A 19,075-nucleotide genomic window follows, 5' to 3' on the forward strand; every position below is an offset into this window, starting at 1 on the left:
GTGAGCTTTTTGTGACGACCCTGGTCTCACCGAGATTGACGCCACGCATTCGCCAAGACAAGCCCCACCAGGCCGAAGCGGGTACGCCGCCGGTTGCAGGTGCCGCGATTGGCTCGGTCTGGACGGAGGAATCAGGCCAAGCCAGGATCAGAGCACGCGCATCCTTAGTCCTCGTACATGTCGGTGAACGCCGGATCACGCGAGATGCTCTGCGGGTGGTCGCTCTGGCGACGGTCATCGGCTGGTGAGGGTCTGCTCCATGAGCACCAGGTGGGTGCTCCACCACTTCAGCAAGGCGCAGGCGGAGCCGAACAGATGATCGCAGGAGTTGTTGTGTCGCATGTAGTGCCAGTTCAGCTGCCATAGATCGCCTATCCGTTCCCACCACAAGCGGCGCAACGTGTGCAGGATCTGTTCGTCGGTGATCGCGATGACGCCGCGGTAGGCGGCGGTGAACACCGCCGCCCGCTCTGTATCCACGACACCTGTGTCGGTAGAGGTGAAGATCAGCGTGATCGAGCGGATCAGTTCGTAGGCGTAGGCTCGGCGGCAGCGTCCCATCCGGTCCCAGTCCAGCACCGCCACCACTCGCCCGCCGCGCCACAGCAGGTTCAGCTGGTGGAAGTCACCATGCACGTACCCGGCCGGCTGCAGATCGGCGCTGTCGTCGGGCCGCAGGTGGCTCACGCTCTCCAGCAGCTCACGTCGGGCGTCGAGTTGGGCGAGGGCGAGCCGGTCGAAGTCGTCCAACTGGGGGCGTTCTTCGATCAGCACCTGGTAGCGATCGAAACCGGCCCGGGCGTCGACGGGAGTCGGCACCTGGTGCCGGATCGAGCCGACTCCCTCGGGCAGCGCCCGGGCCAGGCCCGCGTGAATACGGCCCAGCAGTTCGCCGACCTGACGGCACTGTTGGAAGCTCCACCGGGTTCCAGGAACGTGTTCCCCCTCCACCCATGAGACGGCAGTAAACACCTCGCCGTCGACGTGCAGCAGCGTTTGCCCACCAGGCGTGGTCAGTGGTGTGGGAACGGGCAGGCCGGCCGCGGCCAGCGCCGCCGTGACGCGGTGCTGCAGGAGGGTCTGGTTGGCGCTGACGTCCCGGACTTCTTTGACCGCGACGCTGACAGCGCCAGCATCGACGCGCCAGTTGCGGTTCATCAGCCCTTCAGCGATCGGAGTAACACATCTGGGAGCGCCGAGGCCGAAAGCATCACACACCGCAGCCAGTATTCGCAGTTCGGAGGATGTATCGGTCGCCGGCGAAGTCACCATTCTCCCCTTCGATCGATCCCGGCCCGCATGGGGGAACGCATCAGCTCTACCACCCTGAACGGCGTAGACCAATCACACTTCTTCGTGTTCTCAAAGGCCTCCACCACAACGCCGACGCGGCGCCGCGTCTCCGCGATCGTTGCCTGAAAGTCTCCGGCCCCGTCGGCTGGCCAGCAGGTCAGGTGATACGCGGCAGCGCGCCGCCAAGCCCTCCTCTCCACAGTGATGCGGTATTCAACGAAGCCGTGTGCATGCTCGCCTCGGAGGACTTGCCGGACACGGTGACAACGTCGTGGATTCAGGTGACCTCAGCATCACGGCGTGGTAGAGGCGGTCAGCCGGTGGCCACCATCTGGCGGGGATCGCTCGGGAAGTGCTCTTCGTCGAAGAGCACCCACTGAGTGATCGTGGCCTCATAGAGCCGTGTCGGGGTGTGCCTGGCCATGAGTTTCGTTCGGTCCAAGGCACCCGCTGCGGCTGGCCAGCGGGCAACGAACTCTGCGATCTGCTCGTCGATGCCCACGGTGGGGAGTTCGCGGGCCTGCCCGGTGAAGGAGACCCCCCGCACCGTCTGCCCGAGTTCGTCCAGGGGGATCGCGACGATCGCGCCGGAGACACGCGAGTCAGTGCGGATGTTGGCGCTGTGGCTGCGGTCGTGGCGGGAAATCCACCGCAGAACGTCGGGGGCGAAATGAGCGTCGTACCAAACGCTGCATGTCTGCGGGGCTCCGTCACCTGCGAGGGTAGTGATCTGCATGAGCTTCCCGCCCATGACGTACTCCTTCAGTAGGTCGCGGGCGTTCATCGTGATCAGGTCCTTGATGGTGGGAGGGCGGGGATGGAGGCATCGGGCGGTTGAAGGTCGGCGAGGACTTCCCGCCAGGCGCGGCCCGTCTGGCTCCTCGGGTCGAGCAGGGTGGCGAATTCACGGGCGCGGGTCACCACGCTGGCACTGTGGAAGGTGTGCGGATCGGTGACGGCCCCGTGCGCAACCCGGTACGCTTCGTGCGGTTCTCCGGCTTGTGCGAGCGCGGAGGCGTGCTCGAAGCGCACCAGGGCGGGTTCGGTGGTGTCGGTCAAGTCGTAGTGCGCCAGCGCCCTGGCGGCGGCGGCCGCGGCTCCATCAGCGTCTCCGAGATCGACCCGGCCGCGGGCTTCGTAGAAGGAGATTTTCTCCGGCAAGAACGAGAAGATGCCTGGCTGGATGGTCCCGGGGGATGACCGCTCCAGAGCGGTCCGAGAAGCCTCGATCGCCCGCTCGAACGCGACCCGGTCGCCGAGGGCTGCGTATGCCTTGGCGGCGAATCCCCATAGCCAGGCGACCGCCGGACTGGGCGGGGGGCCCTGCTCCAGGCGGGGAAGTACGTGGGCGAGCACTTCACGCGGCTCCCTGTCGTAGGTGGGCAGGTAGGAGGTGCCGGCCAGGGCGATGTCGCCGAGGTAGCGGTCTCCTGCCTCCTGGGCTGCTCGGGCGGCGGCACGGTACCAGCGGCGCGCGAGCCCGAACTGGTTGGAGTTGAACAGGATCTCACCAACGACGGTGGCGAGTTGAGCCACGACTCGGGCTAGGCGCTGCTGCGCGCTGGCCTGCTGTCGTTGCCTGAGAAGATCCTGTACCCCGGACAGGTTCAGCAACGTTTCTTGCAGCAGGCTGGCCGGGGGAACCTTCACTACTTTCTGCCCCAGTCGTAGCGCTTCGTGCTCCAGGTGCAGCAGTCGGCCTTCGCCGACGCTGCCTGAGTCCAGGATCTTTTCAAGCAGGTCCGGGCCAGTCCATACGCTTTCGACCAGTCCAGTGGCCACGGCCCCTGCACTCAGCCGAAAGACATCTCGCCGGTTCGTGTTCGCCTCCTCATTTTCGTGTGGTCTGTCATCGCCCACAGGAATCTTAATCGGATCATATGGGGATAAAAGCTCCTCGGCGCTATATCCCGGAAACATCCTTTCGAGGACACGGCAATGATCGGCGCGAGGCAACGTCTTGACCTGGCACGTCAACCACCGCTTGAACTGCTCCACGCTGGGGGCCGTTCCGATGAAGTCCTTTCCGAGCTGCCGGGCGACCCTGTCGTACTCCCCAGCGAACGCCGCTCGTGATGTGAGGTGCCGCTTCGTTAAGAGCGTCTTGAGGAGGCTCGGCTGATTGGGCACGGATCACACCCACTCTCGTCTGGACCAACAAGCTGACCTTTCGCTTCCCCGATGCTTTGAACCTAGATGGATGGTTCTTTTTGTACCCGTTCCTCGCAGCGTTTCGTTTCGCGCGACCCGCCCACGACACAGGCATGACACACCATGCCCCCTCCGCGACCCTGTTGGAGTGCCCCATTGGCCCCTAACATCAAGTCACAGCTTTCCGCAATTAGTGCGTGTCCTTTTTTAGTCTTCCGCCTCCCCTAAGGCGAGGCTGCGCCGTCGCCGGGTTTTCTCCGGGGGCGACACATTCTCATCTAAAAGACACAACGTCATCGCGTAAGCACACAACGTGATGGATGCGGCCCGCAAAGCACATCAGTCACCGGTAAGGAGCCTTTCGTGAAGACCAGCGCTGTCGTGGTGCCCAGCCAGCTGCAGGCGCACCTGAGCCTGCGTGGGGTACCGGCGGTGGAGTTCCAAGGGCAAGACGAGAACCAGCCGGTCCTGTTCACCAGGCTGCCCGGCCCGCTTGCGCAACTCGACGGACTGGTCAGGCAGAGGCGATTGCTGTTGCTTCGCAATATGGGCCGCTTCCGTCAGGCCGGTGAGCGCACCACCTGCTCCTACGGTGGTCACCTGCTCTGCCGTACCATCGAACCCGCCACCGGGGGCGCTGAGATATGAGGCGCACGGCGAACCTCGTTAAGTGGTGTTTTTCCGCCGTACCCGAATCGGTCCCCCAGGCTCGGGTTCTGGTCGCCACCGTCTTATCCGATTGGGGCATAGCGGGCGAATGCGTCGATGATGCCGGATTGTGCGTCACCGAGCTGGCTGCCAACGCACTCAAACACGGCAACTTCTGCGAGTGCGGGTTTGTGGTGACGATTGCCGTCGGTGACGGCTGCGCCCACATCGCGGTGTACGACCACAGCATCCGCCGCCCGCGGCTGCGCCATCCCGACAGCACCGACCCGTCCGGGCGGGGCCTGATGATCGTGAACGAGTTGGCCGATGCCTGGGGCGTGGACGAGCACGACGACGGCAAGGCCGTGTGGGCGCGATTCAAGTTCCCCGCAGCCATCGGGACTGGCCGAGGCGGTGATCGCCCATGACTGGTCACTGTCGCTGCGTACCCATGTGCTGCTGTGGGGAGAGGAGCGCGGTCGCTGATCCTTCCCTCTCGCGGGCCCCGGCACAGGCATCTCTGGCCATGCCTGGCATACCGCGCGCCCACACCCACTCGGAGGTGCGTGGACGCAGGCCGGCCGGCACTCCCCCACAAGTGCCAGCCGCTCTGCACACCCACTGCGAGGAGAACACCGTCATGCTCAACGCCACCGCACCCGTAAGACCTGATCGCGGCCCTTTGCCCGCCCGGCGCGGAACCGGCCTGTGGAGGGGGCCCTGGCATGACCGGCTCGCCGCCTTCCCGGTATGGCGCCTGCACCTGTACCGGCTCACCCCTCCCAGCCGCGTCACCTTCCAGCGTGCCGCCGACGGTAGCTGGACCTTCAGTCTCACCACCCGCGCTCTGGCTGCCCCCTGTCACCGGTGGCGGGCCCGCACCCGGCGCGCACACCGGACACCTCGGTGACGTCCCGGCGCCCGCTCACCGCGGGAGACACCATCCGCGTCCGCTCCCTTTCCAGCGGCTTGGTCGAGCCAGGTAAGAAGCATTGGCTGATCGGCCGCATCGGGACGGTGAGGGCGGTCTTGGCCGGCGGTCAGCACGCCGAGGTGAGTATCGAGGTGAGTGGCCTGCCTGTGGTGGCCAATCGACGCACCGTCTGGACGCTGGCGGTCTGCGGACTGGAGGTGACTGCGGCGCCTTCGCCCACAGTCCAGCGAAGGCCCCGGCCGGGTGATCGGGTCCTGGTCGATCGGATCTTTCTCAGCCACGGCACCCTGGGCGCGTTGAAGAGGTATCTCGAAGGCCAAAACGGACAGACCGTGGCGATGTGTGATGGTAGCCATGCCCTGGTGGAGCTGGAGGAGACGGTTCCCGCCCCCGGTGGCCGGGCGCGCCGCTTCACCTTTCACCTGGGAGACCTGACCATCACCCCCGCCGCGCCGGAGCCCGCTTTCGAGCTCGGGTACGGTACCGCCCTCACCGGCGACCGGCTACGCCACGCCATCGCGATCCCCGCCGGACTTCGGCCCGGGCCCGTGACCGCCGTCTGCGGCACCTTCGCTGAGGCGGTCTTGATCGGGGAGTGGTCACCGCCGTTCGACGTCGGCCTGATGCGCACCTGCCGGGCCTGCGCCACGGCCCTCGGCCGGCAAGAGCCCCCTCACCTCTGCTGCGTAACCCCGGCGGATCCCCCAGTGGCCGCCCCCGGCTTATCGGTGTCTGGAGCAGGGATCCGCACCATCCCCCTTTTTTCGATTGTCTACCTGGCGGCCTGTTCCGCTATGGATGTCGCTCCCCATGACACCGTCGCTTTGGAGAACTCTCCTGTGGGAGCCGCTGCCGCGCTCGACGCTGGCCTGTATCTCGTTGGAGTCCCCTATTTACCGGGTACGCAACTAGGTGTGAATTGCTATTAAGCCGCGTCACCATGGCTTGGCGAGCGTTGCGGGTGACATTTCCTGCCTGATCTGTAGGGTGCTCAGAGGATTTATGGATGGATATGTCCGATGAGCGCTGTTCGTGGTGTTTTCCATGGTGAGGGCTACTGGGCGCGGCTACCGGTCCGCAACTTTCCGCCGCCGCGGGCACCTTTGGGATCATTTCCGTATAACGTGCTCTTTTGTACAGGTTCCTGTTTTCTGGCGGCGGCGGTGAATGGGGTGTCATGCTGAGGGTTACACGTTTTCGGCTGTTGATCCAGCAGCGGCATCTTTCTTTCGCGACCTTCCTGATTCATTTTGGTCGATCCTCCTTGGAGTTGGCGCGTCTGCATGACGAACCGCGGCTGGCGAATCTAACGATCTCCAGTCGCACGTATGACCGCTGGATGACCGGGGATATCAAAGGTCTCCCAGCACATGATGTTTGCCGTGTTCTTGAGCACATGTTCGATGTCGCAGCGGAGGTGCTGTTCGCCACGGTCCACGCCGACAGCACCCCATTGAGTGGCGCTGTGCCGCTTTCGCAACCAGCTGAGCAGAGCGCTCTGGCCGGGGCTGATCTGTGGGACTCTCCTGGCCGAATTCGAGCCCAGACGAAAGAGCTGTTCCCCGATGAGACAGAGGCGGCTGACGTTCATCTGGCGCAAGCGGCGATCGAACGGGTTGTGCAGCAGTATGAAGTGGTGGGGCCGGAGCGGCTCGGTCCGGAGGTCCGGATTGTGCGCCGGATGCTCCACGGCCTGCTGAGGGGACGGCAGTCCCAGGCCGACAGGCAGCAGGTGTGCCGGCTCGCCGCGCGAGTCTCGGGGCTGCTGGGTTACATGGCTGTCAACACCGGGTCTGAGGCCGCGTTCGCGTATTGCGAGGAGGCCGTGGCCCTTGCCCGGGAGATCAACGACAACTCGACCATCGCCTGGGCTCTGGGGACGACTTCATTGGGCTTGTACTACGCCGAACGGTACGCAGAGGCCGACGCCGCCGCCGCTGCGGGTGTGGGGCTGGCACCTGCGAGTCCACAGGCGATTCGTCTGCTGGTCAACGGACGGGCACGCGCTTTGGCCAGGCTCGGCGACCGCAAAGGTGCGGTGCAGGCGATCGGACAGGCTTTGGAGCTGTCGGATCGGCAGCCCGGCCTGGTGAGCGGTCTGACGTCCTGTATCTCCTTTGAGCCCTACGGCATGGCCCGCACCTTGTCCAACGCGCTGACCGCGTATGTGTCGTTGGCTGACACCGCTCGTGCCGGGGAGTGCGCCGATGCGGTCGACGCTCACGTGATGGCATCCGATTCTGCGTGGAGCAAGGCGCTGGTGCGGCTGGATGTGGCCAGCTCGGTGCTTCAGGGTGCGGCTCCAGATGTTGAGCATGCGATGCAGTTGGGCCACGAGGCGTTGGATGCCGCCGCTGGCAAGCCGATCCAGTCGATTCTCAAACGTGCGCGCGAACTACGTGTGCAGGCCTCACGCTGGGATGATCTGCACCCCGTGCGCGAGTTCGATGAGCGGCTAAGCTCCCTGACGATGAGCCGCTCTTCAGAGTGAGGAGCCAAGCGGTGTGAGGGCGCGTAGGCGCCCGTGGGGCAGGTGGAGGAGCGGTGGGGACGGTACTGCGGCCGGACAAGCGGGCGTTCCCGGTGGAGCCGCCGCCCGATCTGGTGGCACCGCAGGTGATCGCCGCGCACGATTGGTCGGCCTTCCAGGCGCTGCCGCGCATGGCTGATCATTGGGACCGGCCGGGGTGGGAGGGCGGCCGGGCCTTCTATTGGATGCTCACCTTCCCCAAGGAGCTGGAACTGATCGAGGAGGCTCTTGCGTGTCAGGCAGCCATCCCGGCTGAGGGCTTTGATCTGGTGCCCGCTGAGGGGCTGCACATCACCATGTGCAAGGTCGCCGATGTTGCCCAGATGGATCGGGGGAGGCTGCAAGGCCTCGTGGCTGTGGCGGCCGAGCGCGTTCCGGCGGCGTTCGAGGTGCAGGTGGGTCCGTTGACCGGGTCATCAGGCGCGCTGCGCTACAGCGTCGCCCCGTGGGAGCCGCTGGTCGAACTGCACGCGGTGTTGGCGCAGGCGAACGCGCCGGAAGACGGCTCCACCGCGTCGTTTCGCCCTCATCTGGGGATCGCCTACAACGCGCAACCGCGTCCCACGGCGCCGGTGGTGGAGTGGGTGGCCGCGCTGCGCGAGCGTCCACCGGTGCTTGTCACGGTTTCCCGGGTTGAGTTGGTGGAGTTGCGGCGGCAGGACAGCGTGTACCGGTGGGAGGTGATCGCGAGCCTGCCTCTCGCTGAGGCCGGCACCGGGGAGCCGACGCCGGCCTCAGCTGTGCCTGTCAGATGATGCCGAGTTTGTCCAGTGCGTGCAGACAGCCGGTGAACCGGTCGGCATGCATACGCTTGGCGGCTGCTTCGGCGGGGGACTCCTGAGCGGCGCCGTGCTGCCACCAGACCTGGCCCGTGGCGCGGTCGGTGACCAGGAAGCGGTCCTTGACGGCGGGTCCACGCACGATGAGGGAGACGGTGTCGGGCTGGGCGACCGCGGCGTGGACCATGGTGTGGTGCAGGGTGTAGCCGTCACCGGTGTGCTCGGTGCGCACCATCGTGGGATGCAGCCGCGAGACGTCAGTGGTCTCGTCGAAGCCTTCCTCGGTGCCGTAGAGGGTGTGGGTGTAGCTGCCTGACAGCAGCCGGGCGCTGTAGGTCCAGCGGTGGTTGTGCGGCCGGTCGTAGTGCTCAGGGCCGAACAGGTGCAGGCGGACGCGGAACCCGGAGGGGTCGTCGTGCAAGACGAGCTTGTCGAGGATGTCGTAGTGCTCGCACAACTGCTGCAGATGCCGGTCGCCGCTGATCGCCTCGACGGCGGCGCGTAGCGCGGCGGGGTCGGCGGCGAGTTCGGCGAGCAGGCCCGCGGTGCTGGCCTCGACGTGGGCGGTGTCGTTCCAGTCCGCGGCGCGCAGGGCGGGGATGTGGTCGTCGATCACGGTCATGCCGATACTCCTGACGGTGGAAGTAGGTCGCCGGGAAGAGCGGGGTGGCTGCCCGGTGGGGCGCAGTGCGCGGTGCCGGTGCGGCAGGCGTGGTGCAAGGCGGTGAGGATGTCGTGGCCGGCCAGGTAGGAGGCGGCGAATCCGGCGGAGAACGCGGCTCCGGCGCCGTGGGTGTGCGCGATCGGGCCCTTCCCGGCCGGGGCGCGGTGGCGTGCGCCGGGCTGGTGGGCGATGGCGCCTTGGCTTCCGAGGGTGACCAGGATGACGTCGGGCGCTACCCTGCGGGCGAGGTCGTCGGCCACCTCGTCGGCCAGGTGCGCCTGCTGCTCGGGCAGGCTGGTCTGAACGACGGCGAGGTGTCCGTGGGAGGCGGCGCGCTGGATGTCGGGGTGCAGCGGGTCGCCGCCGAGGTTCAGCATCAGCGGGACGCCTGCGTGGGCGGCTGCGCTGATGGCACGGGCGGCGCCGGTTGTGAGTACCTGGTAGCAGTCGATGTAGGCGAGCTTGGCGCGGGTCAGCGCGGTGAGGTCGGCATCAGCCAGGCCGATGTAGGCCTGGGCGAGGTGGGCGAACCAGGTGCGGGTGCCGGCCAGGTCGGTGACCACGGTCAGCTCCGAGGTGGTGGTGCGGGCTCGCGGGGACAGCCGGTGGTGGACTCCGGCGGCATCCAGCTGCGATAGCAGGGCCACTCCGGTGGTGTCGGCGCCGACGTGGTTGGCGCTAAGAGCGGTGCGCAGGCCGAGTTTGCTGGCGGTGATGGCGGTGATCGGCCCGTCGCCGGCCAGGGAGTGGGTGACGCTGTGGACCTCGGTGCCGGTGTCGGCGGCGGGGTAGCGATCCACCGCCAGCAGCCGGGCGCCGGCGAGGTAGCTGAAGCAGGCGAGGTCCACGGCGTCGTCCATGCTCAGGCCCAGCCACGCTCAGAGTAGGTGAGGTCCTTGCGGTAGTGGGCCAGGGCCTCGGCCGCATAAGGGATCATCTGGTCGGGCAGGGCGTCGAGAGGGAACCAGTCCCAGCCGGAGCACTTGTCGGGTTCGCGGTTGTCGACGTTCCCGCTCCACTGGGTGACCTCGAAAAACAGCGCGGTGCGGGCGTCGTTGGTGTAGTGGTGCATCAGGTGGGCGAAGCGGACGTCGGCGGGTTTGACCGACACGCCGATCTCCTCGGCGCTTTCGCGGATCAGTGCCGCGCTGGCGGACTCGCCCGGGTCCAGGTGGCCGGAGGGTAGGTGCCAGGAGCCGTCGGCGTAGCCGGTGTTTTGCCGCTTGCCGAGCAGGATCTCATCTCCCCGGCGCAGGATCAGGTGGACATCGACGCAGGTCTTGTACCGGTCTGTGGACATGTGTGTTCCTTGTCGTTGGGGTTGGTGCGGCCACTTGCCGCAGAGGGGTAACGATGCCGAAGGTGGCGGGCGGCTGTGGGCGGGATCGGTCAGTTGGCCGGGATGGACTTCCACAGCCGGCACACCGAGACGATGTCCTGCTCCTCGGCGCAGGAGGCCGTGCCGTCGACGATCTGCTCGGCGGGGCAGCCCCCCATGCACGAGCCAGGGGCCTTGCAGTTCCCGCAGCCGTGCTGGGTGAGCGCACCAGTGAACAGGTCGAACTCGTTCGGCCCCTTGTTCAGTTCGATCCGGCCGCGGTCGGTGACAGTGGCGAAGTGCAGATCGGTGTCGAACAGGAAGCTGCACACATAGGCGCGCCCGTCGGGGAAGATCGAGATGCGGTCCAGGGTCCGGCCGATGCAGCCGCGGTAGCCCTCGGCCTGGTAGCGGCCCATCTGCTCACGGCGGGCGAAGGTGGGCTGGTACCACACCCGGGTGCGGCGATCGGCGGCGGCCGCGGGTAGCGCGTCGCAAAACTCCAGCCACTCGTGGGGACGCATGGCCCAGTCCTGGTTGCCGTGGCCTCTGCCGATCACGGAGAAGACGTGGAACTTGACCAGGGACACGCCCAAGTCGTCGGCGATGCCCAGCAGGTTCAGGCAGTCGTTTTGGTTGGCCTTGTTGACGGTGCAGATGATGCGGGTGTCGAAACCTCGCCGGGCCAGTTCCCCGACGGTTTGCAAGGTGGTGGCGAAGGTCCCCTCGCCGCGGACGGCGTCGTGGGTGTCCGGGGAGCCACCGTCCAGGCTGATCTGCACGTAGGCGAAGTCGCCGGGCTCCATGCGCGCGAACTTGCGGGCGGCGGGCTTCAGCCCGTTGCTGGTGGTGATCACGTGTTCGTAGCCGAGCTCATTGGCCAGGCGGATGGTGTCTTCGTAGCGGGGGTGCAGGGTCGGCTCCCCGCCCAGGACGGTCAGCTTCGAGCCGCCCATCTGCCGCCATGCCACCAGGTTGTCGCTGATCTGCTCGAACGGCATCTTCAGGGCCCGCTCCAGCCGGTCGCCCATGTAGCACGAGCCGCACCGCAACTGGCAGGCCTCGGTGATGTACAGGTACACGTTACGGAACCGGCCGTAGGGCACCTTGTCGATGCGCTGGGCGTGCGCGATGTCGGTGTGGGCCGCAGCGGGCATGCGGGCGTGTCCGTAGACGTCGGCGTGCGGGCGTCTCACGTCGGGCATGGGCAGGTCGACGGCGCTCATGGAATCGGTGCTCCCGGGTCGAGGTGCAGGGGCGGATGGATGCCGAGGGCGGCTTCGGCCGCCGAAAGGACGGCTGAGGGGGCGCACTGGGTGCTCAGGGTGTGCCAGGGCACGTGGTGTACCTGCAGCGCGCGCCGGATCTGGGGGCGGTGCTGGTGGAACCGGTCGGCGCGGGCGGCCAGCGCGGACGGGGTGTCGCCGTGCCGTGGTCGCAGCGGCCCCGCGCACTGCGCGCACTCCCCGTCTGGGGCCGCTGGGGCGGGCCGGTGGGGGTCGGTGCCGGTGTCGGATTCGCATCTGGGGCAGACCCGGCGGGTGCGGGCCCGCTGCCAGGCGGTGTCCTGGTCGAGGTGCAGGTCCAAGACGACCAGCATCCCGTCGCAGCGGCGCAGCAGCTTCGCCAGGTGGGCGGCCTGCACGGCGTTACCGGGGTAGCCCTCTAACAGCACCGGAGCGCCCGCTAAGGGGTGGTAGGCGCCCCGAAGGGCGTCGCCGACCAGGCGCAGGGCCAGCCGGTCGGGCAGCCACCCCAGGGCATCGGCGCGCGCGTGCATCGCCGCGGCGAGCGCGGGCTCGTCTGCGGCGCGCCGGTGGGCGTACTCGCGCAGCCGGAAGATCCGCCCGCCGTGGCGGGTGGCCAGCGCACTGGTCAGGGTGGATTTGCCGCTCGCCGGCGGTCCCAGCACCGAAACGGCCACCGGCCGGTGTAAGGCGTTCATGCCGTCACCTGATCCAGGAGACGGTCGCCGTGTTCGATGAACGCCGCACGCAGCTGGGCGTAGGCGGCTTCGGCGAAGGCGAGCTCTTCCGGTGTCAGCGGGTCGCCCAGCGCGGTGTAGTTGGCGCTGACCTGTTCGGGGTGGGTGAATCCCGCCAGGACCGCGCTGTGCTCAGCCCGTTGCAGGCAGTACCACAACGCGACCCGGGCCAGGTCGTGGTGCCCGGTGCCGAAGCGATGGCGTAGCGGGGTCAGTCCGTCGTCGACGACAGCCAGCCCCGCGGGGGTGAACCACCGCTTGCCACGTCGGTGATCACCGATGCCGAAGGCGGGCGGGTGCGCCGGGTCGTACTTGCCGGTGAGCAGACCGCCGGCGAGCGGCTCGGCCAGCAGCAGCCCCACCCCCTGTCGCGCGGTCCAGGTGAACAGGTCCTCATCGTCAATGCGTAACTCGGGGGTGAGCGGGTTGAAACGCACCCACAGCACATCGGGCCGCAACAGGTGGAAGATCCAGCGGAAGCGGGCCAGCCGGGCCGGGTGGTCACCGCTACGGTCGCCGCTCATTGGATGGGGTCCGCGCATGCCGATGGCCTTGACCAAGCCCATCTGGCGCAGTGCCCGCATCTGGTCGATGGCCTCGGGCAGGAACTGGTCGTCTTGGCCGAAGTCCAGGTGGTGCAGGAAGTACAGATCGAGATCCTCCACCCCGAGGTTCTGCAGGCTCTGGCTGAGCTGGTGCTGAAGTTGCGGGGCGGCGTAGGGGTGAGCAGCGGTGCCGCGCACGTAGCCGACCTTGCTGCTCAACTGGATCTGCTCACGCGGGTATCGACGCAAGAGCCGTCCCAGCAGCCGCTCGGAGTGCCCGTGCCCGTACACATCGGCAGTGTCAAACAAGGTGGCGCCGCATTCCACCGCTGCGACAAGCCCGTCAAGGGAACGGGCGTCGTTGGCGGTGGACCAGCCCATCGGCGTCTCCAGGTTGGAGAACGGGCCGCCGATGCCCCAGCAGCCCACTCCCAGGGGATGCGCCGCGACAGTGCCGGACAACCAGCGCGGTCTCAGGTTCGCCATGCTCACCGTGTACCGCCAGGGCGATGGAACTCCACGACCACCTCGGGCTCACCGCTGCGAGCCGGGCAGGCCGACCGCCCGGCGGGGCCTGGCACCGACGCCAGGCCCCACCCCCGGTTCTTCCGCTCCCCCGGGTTGTCCTGCCGCACATGTGCGGCTCGTCGATCAGCGCCGCGGCGGTAGGTCGACATCACGACACGCTCGAGGTGGGTGTCAATGATCAAGCGAGCCAGGCGGGATCGCTGTGCCGGCGTGACCACCTGCTCATCGGCTCGGCCGATGCCAGCGCGTCTGGCCCACAAGGTCCCGACGCAAGATGCCGCCTGTCGTGAGGTGTCACCTCGACGGCGTTGATGAGTGACGAGCACCTCAGTCTCCCCTCAGGGTGGTGGCACATGCCGGCGAAACAGCCGCCCCTTGGCCCGAAACCGGGTTGCTTCAACGGTGAGGTGTCACGGACGGCACCGATACGACACCGAGCCGCCATCTGACCGCCACGGGCCACAAGGAGGACGGAGTGGGCCGTGGCGGTCAGATGGCGGTCCGGTGTCGTATCGGTGCCATGGCCCAGCCGTCAGGGTGAACGCACCGACTCCACGATGGCGTGGGCGTGTCTCCGAGCCGCTGCCACCGAGTCCGGCACCAGCACGCAGGCCACGACGCAGGGAGCTCTGGCATGGCCTCATCCATCGTTGTGATGGTCAGTGACAGCCCGTCGGCCGGAGTCGACGACGCACAAACCCGGGCGCCGTCGCAACCGGTCTTCACTCAGGGACGCGCCATCGGCGCCGGACGCGCGACGCCGCCGATAGCCGGCCCGCCCCCGCCACCAGCTCTGCCGGCCATCCGACCGCCTGGCGACTGCGGCGCCGGTGAGCGCTGATGATCGCTCACAACCCCGTCGCGTCGGTAAAGGTGAAAGGCCAGAGCCAGGATCTGCCGATGGTGCTGAACGCGGTGATCGAGTCCATCGCCAAGGTTGTCGACATGGCAGAGCCGGTCGGTGACGGCCACGACCTACAGCTGGCCGTGGGTGATGAAGGGCGTCTGCGGCTGGTCGCGGGCCCCCCTATCGATCCCAAAGCCGAAGCGGCCGACACGCTCACCGTGACGTTGATCATCGAGAAGGCGGCGGGGCTGTCGCCGGAACAGACGGCCGCGATCCTGCGCGCCGCCCAGCGGGTGCCGTTCACCGGCAGCGAGCTGCAGACGCTGCGCAGCCAGATGCCGCTGACCACAGGCCTGCCGATGCTCCTGCCCCCCGACTGCCTGTCAACGATCGCCCCCGTTTTGACCGTGCATCACATGACCGATTTCCTCATGCTGGTCGAGGCGGTACAGGCCATGGGCGTGCCGCCACAGGCGATCACGGTCATCGACAAGGGCTACCGCTACCCCCTCACCCACCGGGTGGACGCCCACCTGAGTGCGGAAGGAATCACGGTCTGGCCGTGGGAGCGGACCGCGGACGCGCTCGGAGATCACGCCCAGCGTGCCAGCGCACTCGGCCGCCGCGGCCTGCTGATCGACGACGGCGGATACACCCTGCCGGTGCTACTGGCCGACCGCCCCGAACTCATCTCCCAGTTCGTGGGCCTGGTCGAGCAGACGATCTCCGGCATCACCAAGCTGGAGCCCTGGGCCGACCACCTGCCAGTGCCGATCTTTTCGGTGGCCGAGTCAGCGGTCAAGGCCACCATCGAGTCCTACGGCATCGCCGACGCGGCGGTCCGCAATGTCCTGGCTCTGCTGCCCGAGGAGAAGTTCGAAGGCCAAAGCGCTTTGGTGATCGGCTTTGGACGGATCGGCGAACAGATCGCCCACGTGCTGCGCACGCGGCGAATGCGCGTCGCCGTGCACGATCAGCGGATGGTTCGGCTGCTCGCAGCTCACGAGCACGGCTTTTTCACCAGTCGCTTCCTTTCCCAGCTGCTGCGCGAGCACCGGCCACTGCTCATCATCGGAGCGACCGGGCGCACCAGCCTGCGCGGCGAGCACACGGCCGCGATCATCCGGGACTGCTACCTGGTGTCGACGACGTCCAGAGACCGGGAGTTCGCCGTCGAGGAACTGCGCCGGCAGTCCTCGCATGTGGCCGACCTCGGCGTGCTCGGCACCCAGTTGAGCCTGCCCTCAGGGGTGCAGGTCACGGTGGTCGGTGACGGCTATCCGATCAACTTCCACCACTCCCAGTCCCTGCCGAACAAGTACTCCGACCTCATCTTGGCCAGTTTGCTGGTAGGTGCGGCCACGCTTGCCGCGCCTGAGCACGGTTTCGCGCGGGGGCACAACGTGGCGGCCAGCGACCAGGTGCTCGAATCGTGCGGTCTGCTGGAGCGCTACTACGCCAGGTTCGGACCGGAGGCCACCTGATGATCACCTCCACCGGAGAACGGTACTTTTCCGCCACCGAACTGGGTGATTCCTTCGGCCCAGGCGTGGTCAGTAATGACGAACGGCAGAGCAGGCTTTACTACGAGCAACGCGATCCGGTCATCGCGCTACGCGCCGCCCTTGCGGTAGCCCGGCGTTCCTGGGTGCACGCGGTCGCCGTCATCTGTGAACAGGCCAGCCCGGTGCAGGCGAGCCTGGCGGTCACGTTCGCCGAGCATCTGCACCAAGTGCGGCGTGCTCGCGGTCTGCACGGGGCGTGCGTGACCAGCGCCCGCCGCCCGGACCTGCCCTCAAGCGCGATGTGCCGCATCCCGCACCTGGCAACCATCGAACACAGCGGCACACCCCGACACGACGTAGTGGTGTGGGAGGTGATGAGCCGCGAGCGGCTCGGCGCCTGGCTCGGCCACACCACAGTCGATCTGAACGAACTCGAACAACAACTGCCCTACCTGGTCGCGCTGCGCCGAAATGCCCGCCAGGGCCGCCTGCCCGACACCGCCGCGGCGCGTGAGCTGCGCGCACTGCTTGACAGGCGGTATCTGTCGATCCTGATGGTGCTGCAGCACCCAGACCTCTTCTCCAGACTGCTCTCACCGAAAGGCGCTCGTGGACAACTCGTGGACCTCAACCCCCAGTGACCTTTCGGCCCAGTACCTTCGCCACACCGGCACGTTACGGGGCGCCCTGCGCCACGCTCTGGTCGCCCGAGCGCTTCACACGCATCTACCCGCCGGGCCCCAGCGGGTGCTGGATGTCGGCGGCGGGGACGGCCATCAAGCCATCCAGCTCGCCCGCGCCGGACACACGGTGACCTTGCTGGACCCCGACCCCGCGATGCTCAAGCGAGCCCAGACCAACCTGGCCGCCGAACCCGGCGACGTCCGTCAGCGGGTCACCGTGGTGCTAGGGTCCGGCGAACACGCCGGTGAACTGGTCGGCGACGGCTTCGACGTTGCCTGCTGTCACGGCGTGCTGATGTATGTCGCCGCCCCGCACACCCTGCTGAGCGCGATGGTGGCGGCCGTACGGCCCGGTGGCCTGATCTCGGTGCTCACCAAGAACGGCGACGCTCTGGCGATGCGCCCGGGCCTGGAGGCGCGATGGGCGGACGCGCTGCAGATCATGAACGCGGGCACTGAGGTGGGCAACCTCGGAGTGACCAGCCGCGGCCACACCCTGCGCCAACTCCAGACCCTGATGACTGACGCCGGCGCGGTCATCGCGAGGTGGTACGGGGTGCGCATCTTCACCGACCACCTCGGTGATGCCCCGATCGGCCCGGACTTCGACCTCATCGTGCAGGCCGAGTGGCAAGCGGGATCTCTCGAGCCCTACCGGCGCGTCGCGCGATTGCTTCACCTCATCGCCCATACCCCACTTCAGGAGGGACGATGAACCCACACCTTTGGCAGCTCACCCTCACCGGCGCACTGCACACCGCGCGACAGCACTGTGACCAACGATGCTTTTGCTATCACGCCACCTGGCGGCTGCTTCGGATGGCAGGGCTGAAAGGCACCCCCCGTTGGCACACCGGGTTCTACCGGCGCATCCTGGCCGAACGCCACCCATGGCAGCCCCGGCGCGCCCTGGTATGCGGAGCCTCCGACGAAATCATGGCCCAGACCCTGACCCAGCTGACCCCGCACCTGTCTCTCACCGTGGTCGACCGCTGTCGCGCCCCGCTGACCCTGGTGAACGCCTGGGCGCACCAAGCGGGCATCGACATCACCACCACGACCGCCACCGCACCGCACCTGGCGGGCCTCGACGGGCCCTTCGACGTGATCGTCACCGATGGGCTGCTGTCGCTGCTGCCCGAACCCGCCGACAGGCACGCACTGCTGCGCCGCCTGGCCTCCTTACTCTCCAGCGACGGCCTGGTGCTCTACAGCACCCGCATCGCCGGCCCCGCCGGGCGCCTGGAATACGACACGCTCGGCCGGATCATCCAAGCTACCGCGGCCGCCACCTGGCCCGGCTCTGCGCCGCAGCGGGCCCGGCTCGCCCACCAAAACTGGCGCCGCCCGTCGCGCCCCAGCCCGTTCACCACACCGCAGCAGCTCAGCGCCACCTTCGCCACCTCCTTCGCGCAGGTGCAGTTGTTCTCCCACCCTGCCGCGCCGACCTGGCCCTTGCGGCTTCACCCAGCCTTTCTGACCCGCCGGGGCAGCACATGCGTCGGCGTGGCCGCCGCCAGTCCCCGGGAGCGCCCATGACCGTGACGATCACCGTGGCCCCCTACCAACCCGGAACACCGCTGGATAGGGAACTCGCCCATCTGGGCTATGCCGCCATGGTCGGCTGGGCCGACCAGCGGCCGGTCACCGACGCTCTGGTCCGCTCCCGGCTGCGCCCACCCGCGAACGGAGCGGCCACGACGGTGTTCCTGGCCCGCTCCGCTGGCGGAGCCCTGAGCGGGGCAGCCGCACTACGCCAGCCCACCGCGCCGGGCGGGCCCGCTCGGGTGTGGGGACCGATCGTGGACCCCAGCTGCCAACGGCGTGGGCTGGGCACCGCACTTCTGGCCCAGGTCCTCGACACGGTGACCGATCCCACGATGGTTGTGTACAGTGCGGAAATCCCAGCACGCCGCCGCCACGGATGGGACCTCTTCCATCGCGCCGGCTGGCACCTCCATGCCACCGCGGCACTGCTCAAAGGGCCGATCACCGCCCTACCCGGGGCAGCGGACCCACCCCAGCCGCACGCCGGCCCGCAGATCCACGCAGTGACACCAGCACACGCCGACGCCTTAGCTCGGCTCTACCACGCCGTGCACCCCGCCCAGGGGGTTACGGTCGCCGCCGACACCGACCGTCGCTGGCGCGCCGATGACCGATTCATCAATGAAGGCCTGCTCGGAGTGACCGGACGCGATGGCGAGCTTGAAGCAGCTGTACTGCTCTACCCACTCGCCCACACCGAACCAGGTGAACCTACCGAGGCGCTCCTGGCCGATGTGCTGATCCACCCCGCCGCCGACCGCCCGGCCCTGGCCGGTCCAATGATCTCGGCCGCTCTGGCCGCCGGGGCACGGCACGGCGCCCACGTGGCCCGCGCCATCGTCCCCGCCACCGCATCCAAGCTACTGGCCGACCTCCAGGCGGCAGGGCTACGCACGGTAGAGGAGATCTACTACTACCAGGCACCTCCGCTTCGGACCGCCCACGATGCGATTTCCTCGCCCGAGCGGCGCCCGTGAGGAAACCCTCATCAACGCCCGACCGGCTTGGCTACGCCATCTACGACCTCGTGCGCGAGAAATTCCGGTGGACCCACCCCGCATGCAGTCCACCCGGCGAAGCTCCGCTCACCAGCGCGGCGAAGCCCGACACTGTCGCTG

General features: G+C 67.7%; 19 protein-coding genes. 10 read left to right on the top strand and 9 right to left on the bottom strand.

Annotated elements, in window-relative coordinates; translation table 11 throughout:
* Positions 1-234: 234 nt before the first annotated feature.
* The 3 genes from ACQP0P_RS00620 to ACQP0P_RS00630 form a co-directional block, all read right to left on the bottom strand.
* Positions 235-1,158: a phosphotransferase enzyme family protein gene (locus tag ACQP0P_RS00620; protein WP_433358853.1), complete on the bottom strand. Its 924-nt coding sequence runs from the start codon at positions 1,156-1,158 to the stop codon at positions 235-237.
* Between the two features lie 448 nt (positions 1,159-1,606).
* Entirely contained in the window at positions 1,607-2,077 is a 471-nt protein-coding gene (locus tag ACQP0P_RS00625; RefSeq protein WP_433358854.1) for a pyridoxamine 5'-phosphate oxidase family protein, read from the bottom strand.
* A gap of 5 nt (positions 2,078-2,082) precedes the next feature.
* Positions 2,083-3,075 (bottom strand): hypothetical protein, encoded by a 993-nt coding sequence (locus ACQP0P_RS00630; protein WP_433358855.1) that lies wholly within the window; start codon positions 3,073-3,075, stop codon positions 2,083-2,085.
* Positions 3,076-3,807: 732 nt separating this feature from the next.
* Between ACQP0P_RS00630 and ACQP0P_RS00635 the strand changes: the two genes are divergently transcribed.
* From ACQP0P_RS00635 to ACQP0P_RS00655, 5 genes are all read left to right on the top strand, one after another.
* Positions 3,808-4,092, top strand: coding sequence for a hypothetical protein (locus tag ACQP0P_RS00635; RefSeq protein WP_433358856.1), 285 nt, complete (start codon positions 3,808-3,810; stop codon positions 4,090-4,092).
* Complete coding sequence (locus ACQP0P_RS00640) at positions 4,089-4,520, top strand: ATP-binding protein (RefSeq protein ID WP_433358857.1); 432 nt, start codon at positions 4,089-4,091, stop codon at positions 4,518-4,520. The genes ACQP0P_RS00635 and ACQP0P_RS00640 overlap by 4 nt, the downstream gene beginning before the upstream one ends.
* A 439-nt stretch (positions 4,521-4,959) precedes the next feature.
* A complete protein-coding gene (locus ACQP0P_RS00645; protein ID WP_433358858.1) occupies positions 4,960-5,955 on the top strand; it encodes a hypothetical protein in 996 nt (331 codons plus the stop codon).
* Positions 5,956-6,158: 203 nt separating this feature from the next.
* A complete protein-coding gene (locus ACQP0P_RS00650; RefSeq protein ID WP_433358859.1) occupies positions 6,159-7,517 on the top strand; it encodes a hypothetical protein in 1,359 nt (452 codons plus the stop codon).
* A 53-nt stretch (positions 7,518-7,570) separates the two neighbouring features.
* Positions 7,571-8,311: a 2'-5' RNA ligase family protein gene (locus ACQP0P_RS00655; protein WP_433358860.1), complete on the top strand. Its 741-nt coding sequence runs from the start codon at positions 7,571-7,573 to the stop codon at positions 8,309-8,311.
* Here ACQP0P_RS00655 and ACQP0P_RS00660 read toward each other — a convergent pair.
* The 6 genes from ACQP0P_RS00660 to ACQP0P_RS00685 form a co-directional block, all read right to left on the bottom strand.
* Complete coding sequence (locus ACQP0P_RS00660) at positions 8,304-8,957, bottom strand: hypothetical protein (protein ID WP_433358861.1); 654 nt, start codon at positions 8,955-8,957, stop codon at positions 8,304-8,306. The two genes, ACQP0P_RS00655 and ACQP0P_RS00660, sit on opposite strands and share 8 nt — an antisense overlap.
* On the bottom strand, positions 8,954-9,859 hold the full coding sequence (locus ACQP0P_RS00665; RefSeq protein WP_433358862.1) for a PfkB family carbohydrate kinase: 906 nt from the start codon (positions 9,857-9,859) through the stop codon (positions 8,954-8,956). Before ACQP0P_RS00665 ends, ACQP0P_RS00660 begins: the two co-directional genes overlap by 4 nt.
* A 2-nt stretch (positions 9,860-9,861) precedes the next feature.
* Positions 9,862-10,299: an NUDIX hydrolase gene (locus ACQP0P_RS00670; protein WP_433358863.1), complete on the bottom strand. Its 438-nt coding sequence runs from the start codon at positions 10,297-10,299 to the stop codon at positions 9,862-9,864.
* Positions 10,300-10,388: 89 nt separating this feature from the next.
* Positions 10,389-11,543: a radical SAM protein gene (locus ACQP0P_RS00675; RefSeq protein ID WP_433358864.1), complete on the bottom strand. Its 1,155-nt coding sequence runs from the start codon at positions 11,541-11,543 to the stop codon at positions 10,389-10,391.
* On the bottom strand, positions 11,540-12,262 hold the full coding sequence (locus tag ACQP0P_RS00680; RefSeq protein WP_433358865.1) for a nucleoside monophosphate kinase: 723 nt from the start codon (positions 12,260-12,262) through the stop codon (positions 11,540-11,542). Before ACQP0P_RS00680 ends, ACQP0P_RS00675 begins: the two co-directional genes overlap by 4 nt.
* Positions 12,259-13,332: an aldo/keto reductase gene (locus tag ACQP0P_RS00685; RefSeq protein ID WP_433358866.1), complete on the bottom strand. Its 1,074-nt coding sequence runs from the start codon at positions 13,330-13,332 to the stop codon at positions 12,259-12,261. The genes ACQP0P_RS00680 and ACQP0P_RS00685 overlap by 4 nt, the downstream gene beginning before the upstream one ends.
* An 882-nt stretch (positions 13,333-14,214) precedes the next feature.
* Between ACQP0P_RS00685 and ACQP0P_RS00690 the strand changes: the two genes are divergently transcribed.
* The 5 genes from ACQP0P_RS00690 to ACQP0P_RS00710 are packed head-to-tail and all read left to right on the top strand — an operon-like array spanning position 14,215 to position 18,934.
* Positions 14,215-15,705, top strand: coding sequence for a hypothetical protein (locus ACQP0P_RS00690; protein WP_433358867.1), 1,491 nt, complete (start codon positions 14,215-14,217; stop codon positions 15,703-15,705).
* Positions 15,705-16,367, top strand: coding sequence for a hypothetical protein (locus ACQP0P_RS00695; RefSeq protein ID WP_433358868.1), 663 nt, complete (start codon positions 15,705-15,707; stop codon positions 16,365-16,367). The genes ACQP0P_RS00690 and ACQP0P_RS00695 overlap by 1 nt, the downstream gene beginning before the upstream one ends.
* Positions 16,336-17,124, top strand: a complete 789-nt coding sequence (locus ACQP0P_RS00700) for a methyltransferase (protein ID WP_433358869.1) — start codon at positions 16,336-16,338, stop codon at positions 17,122-17,124. Before ACQP0P_RS00695 ends, ACQP0P_RS00700 begins: the two co-directional genes overlap by 32 nt.
* The gene (locus ACQP0P_RS00705; RefSeq protein ID WP_433358870.1) at positions 17,121-17,948 is read left to right on the top strand and encodes a hypothetical protein; all 828 of its coding nucleotides are present in this window, start codon (positions 17,121-17,123) and stop codon (positions 17,946-17,948) included. Before ACQP0P_RS00700 ends, ACQP0P_RS00705 begins: the two co-directional genes overlap by 4 nt.
* Positions 17,945-18,934: a GNAT family N-acetyltransferase gene (locus ACQP0P_RS00710; RefSeq protein ID WP_433358871.1), complete on the top strand. Its 990-nt coding sequence runs from the start codon at positions 17,945-17,947 to the stop codon at positions 18,932-18,934. Before ACQP0P_RS00705 ends, ACQP0P_RS00710 begins: the two co-directional genes overlap by 4 nt.
* Positions 18,935-19,075 lie beyond the last annotated feature (141 nt).

The sequence above is a fragment of the Streptosporangium sp. CA-115845 genome (assembly GCF_050943795.1).
In the GTDB taxonomy this organism is placed as follows: domain Bacteria; phylum Actinomycetota; class Actinomycetes; order Streptosporangiales; family Streptosporangiaceae; genus Streptosporangium.